This window comes from Corynebacterium sp. HMSC30G07, assembly GCF_001806945.1.
Taxonomy (GTDB): Bacteria; Actinomycetota; Actinomycetes; order Mycobacteriales; family Mycobacteriaceae; genus Corynebacterium; species Corynebacterium riegelii.
In genome coordinates this window covers 118,430-135,591 of sequence record NZ_KV786467.1, presented here as the reverse complement: position 1 = coordinate 135,591, position 17,162 = coordinate 118,430, and the positions used below count along the sequence as shown (strand labels likewise).

Here is a 17,162-nt window from a genome sequence, read left to right as displayed (position 1 = left end):
CGCGGATAGAGGCCGTTTGTCACTCTACTGCCCACCCTTTTGCACGAACGAGCGCACAAACTCCTCCGCGTTGTTATCTAGCAGCGCATCAATCTCATCCAACAGGTCCTCAGTACCAGTAGTGCTGATCTGCGCCTGTCCTGCCTCGAACGGCTCCTCCGGAGTGTCGTCCCCACCAGGTTTTCCAAAAACTTGCTGCTGTGTCATGTCTCTACCCTAACGCTTGAAGTAGTTCCCGAACGTTGGTTACGCGATCCAACACGTCACCAATATCGGCCTTAGTGAAACGGTCAAGTTTGTCCATTGGCAAACGGATCACCTCACCGTCCAGGTTGAAAATGATGGACTGCCAGCTCGCCGCCACAATGTCCTCGCCGAAGCGCTGGGTGACGTGACCGCGGAAGTAGGCGCGCGAGTCCTCCGGCGGGTTGGCTGCGGCTTGTGCAATCACGTCATCACTGACCAAGGTGTGCATCCGGCCCTTGCGCACAAGCGCGTGGTAGAGCGACTTCTCCGGATCAATGTCCGAATACTGGATGTCAATCATCTTCAACTTCGGATCAGACCAGCTCACCCCTCGGTCCGTATAGCCCTTCAGCAGGGTCCACTTCGCCGTCCAATCCAGGCGGTCCGCGGTGGACAGCGGGTCGCGCTCCAAGTCAGTGAGGATCTCATCCCACAGTTCGAGCACTTGCTTATCGACGCCATCGTGCGCCTCACACCTATCCATATACTTCCGCAGGAGCGCGGTCGCGGGGATGCGCTGGCCGTCCGCAAGCAAAAGCTCATGCTTCAGTGTCGGGTCGTGCGAGACGTTGTGCATCTCAGCAACTGGGTCCGCAAGGCGAAGGTCTGTGAAATCAACGTCATTCTCAATCGCATCAATAACCAGCTTGGTCATGCCGATCTTGAGGAAGTTGGAGTACTGGCTCATGTTGGCATCTCCAACAATGACGTGCAGGCGACGGAACTTCGTCGCGTTCGCGTGCGGCTCATCGCGGGTGTTCATGATGCCGCGATTGAGCGTGGTCTCCAGAGAAATTTCCTGCTCAAAGTAATCCGCACGCTGCGAAATCTGGAAACCATCACGCTCGGACGCCTGACCAATGCCGACGCGACCAGCGCCAATAATGACCTGGCGGGCAACAAAGAACGGAATGAGCGCCTGGGTGAGCGTCGAAAAATCCGTCTGGCGCGAATACAGGTAGTTCTCGTGGCTGCCGTAAGACTGGCCCTTACCGTCCACATTGTTCTTGTAAAACTTCAGCGGTGGGCAGGGATCGTGCTTATCCAGCACGCTGACCTGCTGCTCCCACAACTGGCGGATCGTGGCCGCAGCCTGGTTGAGGTAAATGTCACCGGCTGCGTCCTGAATCATGGCGTCAAACGCGTTGGAGGTCTCCGGCGAGCTGTACTCCGGATGCCCGTGGTCCACGTAAAAACGTGCACCGTTGGCCGTGACAACATTGGCCACGCCCATCGCGTTCGGGTCTACCTGCGGAACGCTGCGGTAGCGCCGCAGGTCAAACCCGCGAGTGTCCTTCAGGGGTGCCTCTTCCTCATAGTCCCACCGCGAGCGAGCGGACGTATGCAGCGCCGCATACGCCACCACAGCATGTGTAGAAGTGAGCAGTTGGCTTAACGACGGATCCTGCGGACACATAATGCCGTACTCCGTCTCAGTACCCATGAAGCGTGTCATGCGCTAGATGGTAGCTGCCGATTCCTTCTCTGTGGGGTGTTTACGAACAAGGGAGGCATAGATAGCGCCCGTAATGTTGTGCAGCACCGCGGCAACAGCACCCGGCAGCGCCGCCTCAGGGGCGAAGAACTTACCCGCCATACCCGAAGACAGACCAGCGGATTGCGTACCAACCTCAATGGCAACCGTGCGGCGGTAACTTTCCGGCTGGCCAGTGAACTTCGCTGCGTAGTAACCAAGCACGTAGCCGAGGACGTTGTGCAGCAGCACCGCGAGGAATACCATGAGGCCGACCTCAATGAGTGCTTCGCGGTTCTTGGCCACCGTTGGGAACACCACACCACCGATGCCCAAGATGGAAATCCACGGAAGGACTGGCGAGATCTTCTCCATCCACGAATCCAACAGGTAACGAAGCAGCAGGCCACCGAGCACAGGGATCAGCACCGTCTTTGCAAGCGAAGCAGCCATCGCGCCAGCGTTAACTTCCACCTCTGCCCCGGCGAGCAGCAGCATCAAAATCGGGGTCATGATGGGTGCGACCAACGTAGAAACACTGGTCATGGCAACCGACAGTGCCACATCACCCTTAGACAGGTAGGCGATGACGTTGGAGGACGTACCACCTGGCACCGAACCCAACATAAGGAGGCCAACCGCCAACATCGGGTTGAGGCCCAGCAGCTTCGCTACCGCTACTGCCCCCAACGGCATGATCACAAACTGCGCGATCACGCCGATGACCACAGGGACCGGCCGGCGGGCAATCTCCTTGAAATCCGGAATGGTCAAGGTCAGACCCATGCCGAACATGATGATCATGAGGAAGTAGGTGATGTACTGCGTTAGCGGCAGAAACGGCGCAGGAAATATGAATGCGATGGCCGAGCCGACAAGAATAAATACGGGGAAAGCAGCAATTGCGAACGCTGCGGATCGGTCCTTCTTTGTTGAGAACTCCGGTTCAATCAGTGTGGCCATAGCCCCTCCTGTCCAAAGTGTGGAAATGTAGTCCCGCTGTGTGGGATGGGGCTACTGTACGCTGCGTCACATTCCGCGCTTGCATTGGGTGGGTAATTGCGTAAAAATCACGCTGAGCACCTCAGGGATGTGTACGATACGGGCTAAAGTCGTACACCCGAAAGGAGACCATGCATGGCGGACCACGTACTGCACGAAAAGCGAGGCCGCGCCGGCATCATCACCCTCAACCGGCCGAAAGCAATCAACGCCCTCACCCTCGAAATGTTCGAGGAAATCACCCGAATTCTGCGAAGCTGGGAGGACGACTCAGACGTATCCCTAGTAATCCTGCGCGGCGCCGGCGAACGCGGACTCTGCGCCGGTGGAGACATTGCATCGCTCTACCAAGACGCCAAAGACGGCGGCACCATGGGGCAAACATTTTGGAAAGTCGAATACGAACTCGACTATTACATTCACACCTACCCCAAGCCCTACGTAGCAATCATGAACGGCATTGTTCTCGGCGGCGGCGTTGGCCTTTCAGCGCTGAGTGCGCACCGCATTGTTACTGATGATTCACGGGTAGGCATGCCCGAAACCGGTATCGGTTACTCCCCTGACGCTGGTGGCACCTACCTGCTCTCACGCAGCCCTGACCGTCTCGGGCGCCACCTTGCCTACACAGGGCTCCACGTCGGTGCAGCAGAAACCATTGACGTTGGGCTTGCAGACCACTACGTACCCCAGGATCAGCTAGAGACGCTTGTATCTGAACTAGCCACCACTGGAGACGTAGGCGTGATCAACGGCTTCGCACAACCTCTTGGCCCCGGATTTGGCGATGACCGCGAGGAAATGGCAGAGATATACGCCGCAGCAACGCCAGAGGCAACCCTTGAGCAATTGAGCGAGCTAGCTGAGCGCAATGATGATGACCACTGGTCCCACAAAGCCGCCAAGGCGATGCGGCGAAACTCGCCACTTGGCATCAAGGTAGCTGAGACCACCTTGAATCGCGGTGCGAACATGACACTGGCTGAGGCACTGACCCAGGAATACTGGTTCAGCCTCAACATGCAGCGCCACCCAGAATTCGTCGAAGGTATCCGAGCCCAGATTGTGGAAAAAGACCGCAACCCGTCCTGGACCTACGCCACGCTTGCCGACGTCCCCGCCAACGTAGTCAGCGACCTCACCGCCTTCGACACCGTGCCAGGCGCGACACCGCCAGAATTCAACTAAACGTGCAAGAAGTCAAGAAAGGAACCACCAACATGGCCTATGAAAACATCCTCGTAGAGACCACTGGCCGAGTAGGCGTAATTACGCTCAACCGCCCGAAGGCGCTCAACGCCCTCAACTCCGCAACCATGACCGAGGTCACCGCTGCTGTAGGCGAGCTTGACAGTGACAATGCGATTGGCTGCATCGTCATTACCGGCTCTGAAAAGGCGTTTGCCGCCGGCGCAGACATCAAAGAGATGAGCACCAAGACCGCCACCGAAATGTACACCCTGGACTTCTTCGCCGGATGGGACGCACTGACCCGCGCACGCACCCCGATTATCGCAGCGGTCAACGGATACGCGCTCGGCGGCGGCTGCGAACTTGCCATGATGTGCGACATCATCATCGCCGGCGATACCGCGAAGTTCGGACAACCCGAAGTGAACCTTGGCGTCACCCCAGGCATGGGCGGATCCCAGCGACTCACCCGCGCAATTGGTAAGTCCAAGGCTATGGAAATGTGCCTGACCGGCCGTCAGATGGGCGCTGAAGAGGCCGAACGCTCCGGGCTCGTCGCGCGTGTTGTCCCAGCCGAAGAACTGGTCGATGCAGCGAAGGACCTGGCAGAAGAGATTGCCCAAAAGTCGCTCGTGGCTACCACAATGATCAAGGAACAGATCAACGCCGTAGACGAGCTAAGCCTCTCCCAAGGCCTTATGTACGAGCGCCGCACGTTCCATTCCATCTTCGCTTCCGAAGACCAGAAGGAAGGCATGCAGGCATTCACTGAGAAGCGCAAGGCTAACTTCCAACACCGCTAAATAGGTGCGAAAAGGTGGGAGGAAATTTTCCTCCCACCTTTGTTTTGCCCTACTGGCTTATCGGGTTACCTCAGCCCTTCAGACTCGGGAAATCAGTGTCAGCGAATTCGGTGGACGCCTTGGTCTCACCACCATCGGCTTCGTGAATCTCTACCTCACGCTTACGCAGGTCCACGCGGCGAATCTTGCCCGAGACAGTCTTAGGCAGTTCGTAGAACTCCAGGCGACGAATACGCTTGTACGGAGCTAAGCCGTCGCGGCAATGCTTCAAAATTGACTCTGCGGTTTCCGCAGTCGGCTCCCAATTAGCAGCCAACGCAACATATGCCTTCGGCACCGCCAAACGGATTGGGTCCGGCGAAGGCACAACCGCCACCTCAGCAACCGCCGGGTGCTCAATTACCACAGACTCAAGCTCAAATGGCGACAGGCGGTAGTCGGAAGCCTTGAACACGTCATCAGCCCGACCAATGTAGGTGATGTAGCCATCCGCATCGCGCTCCGCGGTGTCACCGGTGTGGTAGTAGCCGTCACGGAACGTCTCCGCGTTCTTCTCAGGCTCGTTGTAATAGCCAACGGTCAGGCCCACAGGACGTGGATCCAGTTTGACGCAAATTTCACCCTGGTCACCGATCTCGTCCGTGGCTGGGTCAATCAGGGCGATTTCAAAGCCTGGCAGCGGGCGCCCCATAGAACCAGGCTTAATCTTCTGCCCCGGAGCGTTACCGATCTGCACAGCAGACTCGGTCTGGCCGAAACCGTCACGAACCGGGACCTGCCAATGCTTCTCAATCGTGTTGATCAACTCCGGGTTCAACGGCTCACCGGCAGCGGCAATCTTCTTTGGCGGGTTCTTCAACCGCGAAAGGTCAGCCTGTACGAGCATGCGCCACACAGTTGGCGGGCAGCAGAAGCTGGTGACACCCTCTGCGTCCATCTTCTCCATCAATGCTGCTGCATCAAAGCGCGTGTAGTTATAGACGTAGATTGTTGCTTCTGCAATCAGCGGTGCGAAGAAGTTCGACCACGTGTGCTTCGCCCAACCAGGTGCTGCAACGTTGAGGTGCACATCATCCTTCTGTAGGCCGATCCAGTACATCGTCGAAAGGTGGCCAACCGGATAGGAGGTGTGGGTGTGCTCTACAAGCTTCGCTCTCGAGGTGGTGCCAGAGGTGAAGTACAGCAGCAGCGTCTCGTCTGCCTTTGTCGGCTGCGACTGCTCAAATACCGCCGACGCACTGAAGGAATCGTTGTAGCGCAACGTCGGGTGAGCCTGCTGCGCATTAGGATCATCACCACACTGAATGATAGTGAAGTCGCCGGCAACCTCATCAAACTTCACAGCGTCCTCAGCATTGGTGATCACCCAAGAGATCTCAGCGCGTGTTGTGCGATCTTCCAGATCAGCCGCACCGAGCATGACCGTAGCCGGGTTGATAACCAGGCCCGCCTTGATGCAAGCAAGCATGGATTCCCAAAGCTCGACCTGGTTGCCAAGCAGCAGCATGACACGGTCACCACGCTTCGCACCGCTATCCAACAGCCAGTTAGCCACTTGCGAGGAACGGCGTGCTAGATCCTCGTAGGTGCGGCGCGTTTCGGTGCCGTCGATCTCCGTGATCACGAGTGCCTCGCGATCTTTTGATGCAGGATCAGACCCAATCTGGTCCACCCAATCGATAGCGAAGTTGAACTCGTCGAATCGGGGCCATTCAAAGGTCTCGTAGGCCGTCTCATAGTCAAACTGCAGCGACTGGAGCTTGTCGCGAGCTTCACGGAATTGCTGGGTCACGCTAGTCATGGCTTCCTCGATTCTCTTCGGTGTTGTTGGGATTGGGTTGAAGTGCGTGGCTTTGTGATGCTGGTGCCGGGGCAGGCGGGTCGAGGCCGCGCAACACTATTCGCCCGAGCTCCCGGTACGCATCCGGTGTGGCGATCACATCGGAGTACTCCCCCTGCTGAATGTCTTGCATTGAGCGCTGAATCATTCGTGCAGCAAAAGCAGGCTGAATTGAGTTGAACTCTCCAGCCTCAATACCTGTTTCAATACGACGCATGATCTCATCAATTGCCGCCGCAGTGTTTAGGTCATAAACCCGCTGCGCGACCGGCTCCGTTGCCAGATCATGCATGAACTCGGCGCTGGCTGGCTCCAAACACGTACGGATTGCGTCAAAGTACGCGAAGAGAGATTCTGCGTGATTCGCAATCGGGCGTCCAGCAGCTTCGGTGGTTTGCGCGATCTCTTTGAAGAAGCTGATCAGTATCCTTCGCACAATTTCGTCTCGGCTTTTTCCGAACGTGTACAAGGTGGATTTTGAACAGTGATAGCGCTTCGTCGCAGCGTCGATAGTGAAATCGCGAAATCCTTCCTTGAGAAAGTCGGCCAGTATGGCATCGTGCAACGCCTGCTTGCGCGGGGTGAGTGCTTCGGTCATGGCCTTCCTCCTTTCCGTTTTAGAGAAATCGAATTTCGAGACACGGATTTTCCGTTCCTGTACGATTTGTGTCTAAATCGTACACGGCGTGAGCCCATCCGCAGGAAGGTTTGAAAAAATGCCCCCGATTCTCCCCACCAACTCCCCCCAAAATGCCCATCTTGAAGGTGTGAAATTTCCCCACGCAGACATACTCGGCGTCGCTGACCAGCTAAATAGCGACGAGCGCAAAAGGCTGCAGGAAATCCACGAGTTCCTCCAAACCGAAATCCGCCCCGTTGTTGGCGAATACTGGGACCGCGAAGAACTTCCCTTCGAGCTGCTGCCAAAGCTGGCGGCCCAGGGCCTCGGAGAAATTGAGCTGTCCAACACCTCCCGATTGTTCCGCGGCCTTGTATATGCCGAAATCACGCGTGTAGACGTGTCCCTTTCCGCACTCGTAGGCATTCACAACGAACTCAACGTTGGCGTCATCCACACACTTGGCTCTGATGAACAACGCGACAAGTGGCTGCCGGGGCTTCGCAAGTTTGAAAAGCTCGGTGCGTTCGCTCTGACAGAGCCAGACCACGGCTCAGACATTGCAGGAGGGTTGGCAACCACTGCGCAGCGTACTGAGGACGGCTGGATTATCAACGGCCAAAAGCGCTGGATCGGCGCCGGAACAATCGCCGATTTTGCAATCACATTCGCCCGGGACGTTGAAGACCAAGCGGTGAAAGCCTTCATTGTGGAACTCGACAGAGACGGCGTAAGTACCGACAAGATCTCGCGCAAAATGGGCCTGCGCATCATGCAAAACGCAGATATTACCTACGACAATGTGCTCATCCCGCACGAAAACGCTATCCCGGGTGCGCAATCATTCAGCAACGTCAACGATTTCCTCTGTTCTTCGCGCGCCTGGGTTGCATGGCAGGCGGCAGGGCTTCAACTAGGAATTTTCGACGCTGCACGTGAATACGCCCTTACCCGCCAACAGTTTGGAAAGCCACTTGCAAAATTCCAGCTGATCCAGGAGCCGCTGACCCGGATTTTGGGCAACGCGTCGGCATCGTTGGCAATGATGGCTCAAATCGCGCACGTTCAAGAAGAAGGCAAGCTGGAGATGCCTATGGCGGCGATGGCCAAGGCCACAAACACCAGGCTGGCGCGTGAATCAGCCGCGGCAGCCCGAGCGATTGGCGGCGGTAACGGCCTACTGACTCAGCATCACCTATCCAAGATGATGGCGGATGCTGAGGTGCTCTACACCTACGAAGGCACCTACGAGATCAACGCCCTCATCGTCGGGCGTGCAGTGACAGGGCAATCAGCGTTTGTCTAGATCTATATCCTCTAGATCAGCCGTAGGGTTGGATCCCCCAGTACGGGAACACTGCACGGCTTGTCTGAATCAGTGACGTGCTGGGGCGGGAGGTAAGAACACGCTTGGGGTCGTATTCGGCGAATTGGGTGGTAACGCCGGCGTCGCCAAGCGTGAGGCTCCCGTCCCACCCATTGGGCATGGAGGCTGACGCCTCAAGCTCAACTCCCGCCACAGCCGCAAGAAGCTGCGTCCAAGCACGCGCGACCGAATCGAGTGTGTAGCCTCCCCCGCCCAGCGCAACCCACTTACCGCCCGCATACTGATCAGCCCACACTGCCAAAGAACGATATGCGTGAGCCATGGCGTCAATACTCACCTCAAGGTCAGCCAACGGATCAGCTCGGTGCGGATCCGCGCCGTGCTGCGTAACCAGTAACTCCGGCCGGAACTGCTTCAACAGCGCAGGAATCAGCGAATGAATCCCCTGCAGCCACTCACTATCATCAGCATTCTTGCTCAGCGCAAGGTTCACAGCAGTGCCCTGTGCCCCCTGGCCCCCGATCTCGTGCGCATAGCCTGTATGCGGATACAGATAAATACCCGACTCATGCACCGAGATCGTGAGCACTCTCGGGTCGTCCCAGAAAATCTTCTCCACGCCATCACCGTGGTGTGCGTCCAGATCAATGTAAGCAATACGCGTCGCACCCTGGTCTAACAGCCAGCGGACAGCAATCGCTGCATCGTTATACATGCAAAAGCCTTCCATGCGATCCGCCGCGGCATGGTGTAACCCACCTGCCAGGTTCACTGCACGCCTAGTTTCGCCTTGCCAAACAGCGCGTGCCGCTTCAACAGTGCCCGCCGCAATGCAGGAAGCAACGGTGGAAAGTCCGTGACTGATCGGGTTGTCATCGGTGCCAAGCCCGAAGCGTTTCGCAGCCACCTCCGCACGAGTCGCTTCGATATATTCCCGCGTATGCACTAACTGCAACAATGCGGTGCTGAGGGGCTGGGGGCTGTAAATGTCGAAAAGGTCGAGCATGTGAAAATACTCGGCCACGTTTAGCGCAAGTTTCACCCGATCCGGTCCCATCGGGTGCCCCGGCCCGAGTGAGTAGCGGCGCATCTCCTCGGCATTAATCAGCAGTGGTTTCATGCTCAACGGCTGGCTCATTGCAGTGTCCTCGCCAATGGTTCACGCTCTTGCCCAAGCGGCGCCACACGCAGTCGTGCACCAACCACATGCACCGCATCGATACCTACGATGACAGGGATCAACTCCACCTCAACAACCGCGGCAATATCGTCCTTCAGCTTGGAAAGCTGCAGAAGCACCGACTCAAGGCCGCGGATATCAATCGGTTTCATCCCCGTCTGACCTGTCAGCAACGGGGCGGCCTTCAGATCACTGAGCATGTCCACCACATCATGGCGGCGAAGTGGCGGGATACGCCACGCAACATCCTTGAGCAGCTCCGAAGAGATCCCGGAAACACCGACGCCGACCAGCGGCCCCAGCACCGGGTCCTCTACAGCGCGTACTTTCAGCGAAGCACCCGAAGCCACTTGGCGTTGCACAGCAGGCTGCAACACTCCAGCATCCGAGCCCAAATGGAGCTCCTCGGCCAACTTCTCTAGGGTTTTCCAGGCGTGGGCAAGCTCGTCTTCAGTGTTGATCTGTCGGATCACGGTAGGTAGCTCGGAACGCCCGCGTACCAAGGGGCTCGTTGCTTTTAGCACCACATCCCACCCGTATTTCTCCGAAGCCTGTAGGGCTTCAGCAAAGGTTGGGGTGTCCGTCCAAGGCACAAGGTCAATGCCATACGCCGCCAAAATCTCTGCAGTTTCAGTGTCGCTTGCCCACCGCCCTTCCGGATTTTGGGCAAGAAGCTTATCGACGACCCCACGCGCCACATCCTCATCACCACTACCCACCAGATCATCAGGGCTTGGACGGATAGCAGCGCGGCGACGCTGATTGTCCAAAATCACGCCGAGCGCTTCCATGGCATCCGCATAATTGTCAAACACTGGCAGTTGCCCCTGCTGCTCTTCGCCCAAGCCAACCCCATAATTCGGCAACCCGATGCCAATAAACGATGCAATCAGTGGCCGCGGCTTACCTTTAGCAGCAAGGGCTGCAAGGTGGGCATAACTTTCCTCCGCGGCAGGTTCGTCGATTTCGACGACGGCGCAGACGATGATGTCGACGTTGGCGTCGTCAAGCAAAAGCTCAACCTGCGAAATCATCCCCTGCACCCCGGTGCCAACCGGCCGCTTCACCACTGGGCGCAACCCAAAACGCTGCGCCGACGCAGCCATCTGCAACGCAAGCCCCGAAGAATTCGAAACCACCGCCACACGACGCCCACGCGGAAGTGGCTGGCGCGTCAGAATCTGCGCGATATCAAACATGGCGTCACGACGATTCACAACCATCGCACCTGACTGTCGGATAACCGCATCAATCGTCTCCGACGATGCCGGTGCCAACCCCGTCTCATTACCCGGAATCGCCGAGCGCAACGCCCTCGACGGCAGAAACACGATCACATACTTCTCAAGCGCCAGCCGGCGCACAATGCGGAAAAACTTACGAGGGTTACCGCCGGAATCCAACGACAACATACAAATATGGGTCCGCTCATCATCAGACCAAAACTGCATGACGTCATTACCAGTAACATCAGCAAACGAACCCGAAGCCAAAAAGACACTCAAGCCAGTGCCCCGCGAAACCGCATGCGACAGCATCACCATGGCCACACCCGAAGACTGCGTGAACAATCCCACAGACCCCGACCGCGGAACCGGTACCGGCGTAGTGTTCAACCGCACCTCCGGATCCGTATTAATTAACCCGAGTGACGTAGGGCCTAAGACACGCAAGCCAACGTCACGAGCTGCCATCACCACATCACGCGTCTCATTGCTATTCAACGGCGGATAGTCACTCGGCGTAGTCAACACCACCCCATGCGCACCCACATCCGCCGCACACTGCATCAAACTATTGAGCTCATGCGGGTCGTGCACTGCCACAACCAAATCAATAGGCTCCGCGACAGCACTGAGAGCGGCAATATCATCAAAAGCGATTACCTCACCTGCGAAATCCGTGACATGAGACGCAACCCGATCGTGCACCCCCACTACTGCGACACGCTGAGGGGTGAGGAGGCGTCGCAAAGAGTTAGCCTCAGCTCGTGTTTCACGACGCTCCATCACCTCCCGCGAAACCTTATTCGGCGAGATCTCAAAATCCACCGTGATCATGCCGTCCTCCAACTCAGGCTTGACCTGGTATCCAGCAGAAATAAACACCTGAGTCATGGTGCGGTTCTGCATCAACATTTCAGCGAAAAAGCGGCTGACGTTGCCCTCTCGGCCGATCTGCGCCAAATGCTCCAACATGATCGGGCCGACACCTTTGCCCTGATGCGAATCCTGCACCAAAAACGAAACATCACCCACACGTGCCGGGAGAAACTGCTGCACAATCGCGTACCCGGCGACAGCAACAATGTCGCCGCGCTCCTCCAACACCAAGGTGACGCGTTCATACCCCTCAATATCTAACCAACGCTGCATGTCACTATCGGACAGCGTTGGATGAGTGCCAAAGAAACGCAGAAACTTCGACTTATCGGAGACACGGTCGTAGAACTGATAGATAGCCTCTTTGTCACCATTATCAATCGCACGAATGGTGGCGATGGACCCGTCGTTCAAAATGACGTCGGCTTCCCAATGTTGTGGCTGGACGTGCAACATGCTCCCACCGTATTCGTTTTCGGCGCCGTGAAAGCGGGAATCAGGACAGAAGTGTATGCCGTTCACCCCGTCACCACTTTGACTATGTCCGAGGATCAGGCCAGTTCGAGCGACCGAAAACTATGTGCATCTCCGAATTTCACGGGGGTAAATGTTGTCCTGCGCAACACAATTGCCGAAGAAGTGAGCGGCGTCACTGTACGATCAACGGCCATACCGTACATATCGATCTGCAGGGAGGAATACATGCGTACCATCCACCACTACGTCAACGGCACCTCATACGAAGGCACATCAGGCCAAACCCAAGACGTATTCTGCCCGTCCACCGGCAAGGTCCAAGCACAAGTCGTCTTGGCAAACAAGGGCGACGTAGACCACGCAATCGCAGAGGCTGCCAAGGCCCAACCCGCATGGGGCAACACCAACCCGCAAAAGCGCATCCGCGTCCTCAACCGCTGGCTGCAACTGATCACCGAAAACATGGATGAGCTGGCCCGCACTCTCGCGCTCGAGCACGGCAAGACCTTCCCCGACGCCAAGGGCGACATCCAACGTGGCCTCGACGTGGTGGAGTTTGCACTCGGCGCCCCGCACCTGCTCAAGGGCGAATATTCCACGCAAGTTGGCACTGGTATTGACACCTACTCCATGCGCCAACCGCTTGGTGTTGTCGCAGGTATCACCCCCTTCAACTTCCCAGCCATGATTCCTCTTTGGAAGGCCGGTCCTGCGTTGGCGGCAGGAAACGCGATGGTGCTCAAGCCTTCCGAGCGCGACCCCTCCGTCCCAGTTCGCCTGGCAGAGCTCTTTGTTGAGGCTGGCGGCCCGCAGGGCGTACTGCAGGTAATCCACGGTGGTAAAGAAGCTGTAGACGCCATCCTGGATTCCGACATCATCCAGGCTGTCGGCTTCGTGGGCTCTACCCCAATCGCACAGTACATTTACACCCGCGCAGCAGAAACCAACAAGCGCGCACAGTGCTTCGGTGGCGCAAAAAACCACGCGATTGTCCTGCCGGATGCAGACATTGAAGCAACAGCCTCCGCGATCGTCGGCGCCGCGTTCGGCTCTGCTGGTGAGCGCTGCATGGCCCTGCCGGTTGTCGTCCCGGTTGGCCAAGAGACTGCCGACAAGCTCGCCGCCTCTATCGCTGAGAAGGCACGCGCGCTGAAGGTTGGCCACTCCTTGGATCCGGAATCTGACTACGGCCCCCTGGTAACTCAGGATTCACTGGATCGAGTCAATCGCATCGTGTCCGAGGGAGTCGAGGCCGGAGCTACTTTGCTTGTCGACGGCCGCGAGTGGACCTTCACCGACAAGACCTTCGACGGCGAATCCTTAGCCGAAGGCTTCTACGCTAGCCCGACGTTTTTCGATAACGTCACGACCGACATGGACCTCTACACTGTCGAAATTTTCGGCCCGGTCCTGGCCATGGTTCGCGCGAACACACTTGAGGAAGCTACCGCACTGGCTACCAACCACGAGTACGGAAACGGTGTGGCAATCTTCACCCAAAACGGTGGAACAGCCCGCGAGTTCGCCCGCAATGTCCAGGTAGGCATGGTTGGCATCAACGTTCCGATTCCGGTGCCAATCGCCTACCACACCTTCGGCGGCTGGAAGGCGTCCGGCTTCGGCGATCTAAACCAGCACGGACCAGACTCCTTCCGCTTCTACACCAAAACCAAGACCGTTACTCAGGCATGGCCCCAGGCTGAAGACGCTGGCCCACAGTTCACCATGCCGCTGATGAACTAGTCCACCCCACTCAACGAAAAGGAATAAAGCAATGAGCACAATCGCGTTTATTGGTTTAGGCAACATGGGTGTGCCGATGGCTGCCAACCTGGCCAAACATGGTGAAATTGTCCGCGGGTTCGATGTTGTCGATGAGGCTCGTGCGCGTGCGAAAGAGCTAGGCATCGAGGTTTTTGAGACCGCTGAAGAGGCCGCCAAAGGCGCCGAACTGGTTTTCACCAGCCTGCCCAACGGAGGTCTGGTGAAGAAGGTCATCGTATCCCTTCTGGAAGCTGATCCGACACCGAAGATTTACATCGACCTATCTACCATCGCGGTCGCAGAGGCGCAGGAAGTGGCCGACCTTATTGCTAAGGCTGGCTCCCGTTTCTTGGACGCACCAGTTTCCGGTGGCATAACTGGCGCCCAGGCGGGCACCCTTGCACTGATGGTCGGCGGGCCAGAAGACCTGTTCAACGAGGTCAAGCCGATCCTGCACCACATCGGCAAATCAGTTACGCACACCGGTGACACTAGCACCGGTCAGGCTGTGAAGGCGTGCAACAACATGATCCTCGCTATCCAGCAGATCGCGGTCGCTGAAGCGCTTGTACTGGGCCAGCGCCTGGGACTGTCGCCGCAGGCATTTTTCGACGTGGTGTCGAACGCAACCGGCAACTCCTGGTCCTTGTCTGTCAACGCGCCGGTTCCCGATATTGTCCCGACATCGCCAGCAAACAACGACTTTAAGCCGGGTTTTGCGGCTGCACTGATGTTGAAAGACCTCAAACTTGCTATGGCTGCAGCGGATCAAACCGGCACGGACACCGTGTTAGGCCGTATTGCTACTGAGCAGTTCACGGATTTTGTTGATGAAGGCCACGGAGGGCTGGACTTCTCCGCAATTATTAAGGCAGTTGAAGGCAGGAAGGCCTAATCCGACAGTGACGCGCCGTTGATAATCTTCTGCACGATCGGCGCGTAATGATCAACCAACGATTGCGTCGAATGCGCCTCAACACCAGCATTGCCTAATCGACGCATCAACGAAAGCCCCACCAGCAACGCCATCGCGGACTGCGCGCGCAGTTCAGGTGCCGGATGCGGGTGGGGCGCTTCTGTGCGTATACGATCGGCCAAAACCTCGATCAGGTCACTTCGCACCCGCGAGCCGATAGCCGTCAAGCTTTCGTCCTCACCACTGGCCACCGAGATAGTGCGTGCGATGGAATACGGCGCATGCACGGGGGCCGATAGGGTCTCGATAATAGAGGTCTCCCCAAGCCTTTCAAATGGGCCAGCGAAGAGCCTCAGGGAAGAGTCCTGGAAGTCCACAGTCGCAGCGAACAATCCTGGCTTACTGCCGAAATGCTTGACCACCAACGCGACTGACACACCAGCTGTTGTAGCAACGTCCTTCAATGAAACGTTCGCGTACGTGTTCTGGCTAAATAGCCTCCGCGCCTCGACCAGAATGCGATCCCTGGCGGATTCAACCATATTTCTTGGCCTCCTTGCTCCGAGCAATAGTAATCGATTACCCACGGCAAAAAGGGGAAAACGAGGTAGGCCGAACGAGTATCGGTCTACCTCAAATGGTGCGGATGGAGATTAGAGGCCCAGAAGCGTCCAACCGCCGACCATGATGAGCAACGTAGTAAGCGGAATGAAGATAGTGACTACCGCGATGTCCTTGTATGACAGTTTGTGTGTCATACCGCAAACAATCAGCATGGTCAGCACTGAACCGTTGTGCGGCAGCGAATCGAAGGAAACGGATGCCATTGCAGTGATCCGGTGCATCAGTTCCATAGAAATGCCTTGTTCTGTTGCCATTTGCGCAAGTTGGCTGCCGAGTGTCTCCATGGTGATGGACAAACCACCAGACGAGGAGCCAGTGATGCCAGAAATCGCAGCGGTAGAGACCGTGGAGACCAACAAAGCGTTGTCCGAAATATTGAGCATATTCTCTTTCACCACGTTAAACACCACGAGTGAAGCGATAACTGCGCCGTAGCCAACCTCTGACGCTGTGGTAAGGCAGGGCAAGATCGCGTTCTTCGCACCGTCGGAAAGCTCACTGAGGCTCTCTTTGACCCGGGCCGGGAACATGCCAACGATCACAACTACGGCCAAGGCCAAAGCGATGGTTGGAGACCAAATTCCCAACAGTGCATCGATGCTGGTCTTGCCGTACTTATCCTCGGCAAGGTAATCCGTATCCAGCATTCCTGCTACCCCGTAGACCATGGCAAAGTTGGTAGCAACGACAACCAGGATGGGCAGCAGGCCCATCAGGCCTTGAACAGCGACGGACGGTTCCGTATCGGACTTGGCTCGCGTGCCGATTCGGCCCCCGGATTGGCCCTCGAAGAACTCGCCACCGATTTCAACCTTCCCGTCGGTGTTTTCCCCGATACCGGCCGGCGTTTCGACGACATTGCCGTTCTTATCAATTGGGTCATAGCCTTCGCCCGTGCGATTGAGCTGTGTGATGCGGAATTCCAACCATACCGTGCCAGCCACGAACATGATTAGTGACGCGATGAGGCCAAAAACCGGAGCCGCGTAGACGTTTGTTCCGAAGTAGCTTGTAGGGATTGCATTGTGGATCTGCGGGGAACCCGGCAGTCCGGCTAGTGCGTAGGTGATGGTTCCAAATGCGATTGCCGCTGGCATGAGTCGTTTCGGAACGTTTGCTTCCCGGAACAGCGCGGTCGCAATTGGCACGATGGTAAACGCCACCACCCAAGCTGAGACGCCGCCGTAAGCAAGCAGTGAGGTGGCGACCACGGTGGACAGCATGGCGCGTTTAGGCCCGAAGAGTGCGGTGATGCCGCGTGCGAGGTATCGAGCTAGGCCTGTGGAGGTCATGAGGTAGCCAAATATTGCCCCGAACATAAACAGCGGGAAATATTTGGTTACAAAACCACCAAGCGCCGGCATGAAGATCTGTGTGTAGGTGCCCATGATGGGTTGACCTGCGAAGAGCAGTGCGACAAGCGAGGCAAAGGGAGCGACGACTACAACCGAGTGGCCGCGGTATGCGAGGACAACCAGGATGACTAGCGAGAGCAGGACACCCAGAAACGAAATAACCATTCGTACTCCTTGGTGAGGCGGCTGTTGACTTGCCGAGACTGTAAGTCACCGCACTGTTGACTACCGCCAGAATCGGT

At 57.0% G+C, this 17,162-nt stretch carries 14 protein-coding genes; 5 read left to right on the top strand and 9 right to left on the bottom strand.

What is annotated here, in order from left to right; translation table 11 throughout:
- Nucleotides 1-24 precede the first annotated feature (24 nt).
- The 3 genes from HMPREF3104_RS07120 to HMPREF3104_RS07110 are packed head-to-tail and all read right to left on the bottom strand — an operon-like array spanning nucleotide 25 to nucleotide 2,683.
- On the bottom strand, nucleotides 25-207 hold the full coding sequence (locus tag HMPREF3104_RS07120; RefSeq protein ID WP_052204318.1) for a ubiquitin-like protein Pup: 183 nt from the start codon (nucleotides 205-207) through the stop codon (nucleotides 25-27).
- Nucleotides 208-211: 4 nt separating this feature from the next.
- Nucleotides 212-1,702, bottom strand: a complete 1,491-nt coding sequence (gene dop, locus HMPREF3104_RS07115) for a depupylase/deamidase Dop (protein ID WP_070494960.1) — start codon at nucleotides 1,700-1,702, stop codon at nucleotides 212-214.
- Nucleotides 1,703-1,705: 3 nt separating this feature from the next.
- A complete protein-coding gene (locus HMPREF3104_RS07110) occupies nucleotides 1,706-2,683 on the bottom strand; it encodes a bile acid:sodium symporter family protein (RefSeq protein WP_052204314.1) in 978 nt (325 codons plus the stop codon).
- A gap of 174 nt (nucleotides 2,684-2,857) precedes the next feature.
- On the opposite strand from HMPREF3104_RS07110, the gene HMPREF3104_RS07105 reads away from it, so the two are divergent.
- Together HMPREF3104_RS07105 and HMPREF3104_RS07100 are read left to right on the top strand one after the other, a co-directional pair.
- On the top strand, nucleotides 2,858-3,910 hold the full coding sequence (locus HMPREF3104_RS07105) for an enoyl-CoA hydratase/isomerase family protein (RefSeq protein ID WP_052204312.1): 1,053 nt from the start codon (nucleotides 2,858-2,860) through the stop codon (nucleotides 3,908-3,910).
- 32 nt (nucleotides 3,911-3,942) lie between these two features.
- Entirely contained in the window at nucleotides 3,943-4,716 is a 774-nt protein-coding gene (locus HMPREF3104_RS07100; RefSeq protein WP_052204310.1) for an enoyl-CoA hydratase, read from the top strand.
- Nucleotides 4,717-4,786: 70 nt separating this feature from the next.
- Here HMPREF3104_RS07100 and HMPREF3104_RS07095 read toward each other — a convergent pair whose 3' ends face one another.
- The gene (locus HMPREF3104_RS07095) at nucleotides 4,787-6,517 is read right to left on the bottom strand and encodes an AMP-binding protein (RefSeq protein WP_070494959.1); all 1,731 of its coding nucleotides are present in this window, start codon (nucleotides 6,515-6,517) and stop codon (nucleotides 4,787-4,789) included.
- Entirely contained in the window at nucleotides 6,510-7,154 is a 645-nt protein-coding gene (locus HMPREF3104_RS07090; RefSeq protein WP_070494958.1) for a TetR/AcrR family transcriptional regulator, read from the bottom strand. Before HMPREF3104_RS07090 ends, HMPREF3104_RS07095 begins: the two co-directional genes overlap by 8 nt.
- A gap of 118 nt (nucleotides 7,155-7,272) precedes the next feature.
- On the opposite strand from HMPREF3104_RS07090, the gene HMPREF3104_RS07085 reads away from it, so the two are divergent.
- Nucleotides 7,273-8,481 (top strand): acyl-CoA dehydrogenase family protein, encoded by a 1,209-nt coding sequence (locus HMPREF3104_RS07085; protein ID WP_052204306.1) that lies wholly within the window; start codon nucleotides 7,273-7,275, stop codon nucleotides 8,479-8,481.
- A gap of 16 nt (nucleotides 8,482-8,497) precedes the next feature.
- Here the strand turns inward: HMPREF3104_RS07085 and HMPREF3104_RS07080 are convergent, their stop codons facing one another.
- Together HMPREF3104_RS07080 and HMPREF3104_RS07075 are read right to left on the bottom strand one after the other, a co-directional pair.
- The gene (locus HMPREF3104_RS07080; RefSeq protein ID WP_070494957.1) at nucleotides 8,498-9,640 is read right to left on the bottom strand and encodes an acetoin utilization protein AcuC; all 1,143 of its coding nucleotides are present in this window, start codon (nucleotides 9,638-9,640) and stop codon (nucleotides 8,498-8,500) included.
- Complete coding sequence (locus HMPREF3104_RS07075; protein ID WP_070494956.1) at nucleotides 9,637-12,240, bottom strand: GNAT family N-acetyltransferase; 2,604 nt, start codon at nucleotides 12,238-12,240, stop codon at nucleotides 9,637-9,639. Before HMPREF3104_RS07075 ends, HMPREF3104_RS07080 begins: the two co-directional genes overlap by 4 nt.
- A gap of 246 nt (nucleotides 12,241-12,486) precedes the next feature.
- Between HMPREF3104_RS07075 and HMPREF3104_RS07070 the strand changes: the two genes are divergently transcribed.
- The gene (locus tag HMPREF3104_RS07070) at nucleotides 12,487-14,004 is read left to right on the top strand and encodes a CoA-acylating methylmalonate-semialdehyde dehydrogenase (protein ID WP_070494955.1); all 1,518 of its coding nucleotides are present in this window, start codon (nucleotides 12,487-12,489) and stop codon (nucleotides 14,002-14,004) included.
- A gap of 31 nt (nucleotides 14,005-14,035) precedes the next feature.
- The gene (mmsB, locus tag HMPREF3104_RS07065) at nucleotides 14,036-14,920 is read left to right on the top strand and encodes a 3-hydroxyisobutyrate dehydrogenase (protein WP_052204299.1); all 885 of its coding nucleotides are present in this window, start codon (nucleotides 14,036-14,038) and stop codon (nucleotides 14,918-14,920) included.
- On the opposite strand, the gene HMPREF3104_RS07060 is transcribed toward mmsB, so the two are convergent.
- On the bottom strand, nucleotides 14,917-15,483 hold the full coding sequence (locus HMPREF3104_RS07060; protein ID WP_052204297.1) for a TetR/AcrR family transcriptional regulator: 567 nt from the start codon (nucleotides 15,481-15,483) through the stop codon (nucleotides 14,917-14,919). The two genes, mmsB and HMPREF3104_RS07060, sit on opposite strands and share 4 nt — an antisense overlap.
- Before the next feature lie 111 nt (nucleotides 15,484-15,594).
- On the bottom strand, nucleotides 15,595-17,085 hold the full coding sequence (locus HMPREF3104_RS07055) for a GntP family permease (protein WP_070494954.1): 1,491 nt from the start codon (nucleotides 17,083-17,085) through the stop codon (nucleotides 15,595-15,597).
- Between the last annotated feature and the right edge of the window lie 77 nt (nucleotides 17,086-17,162).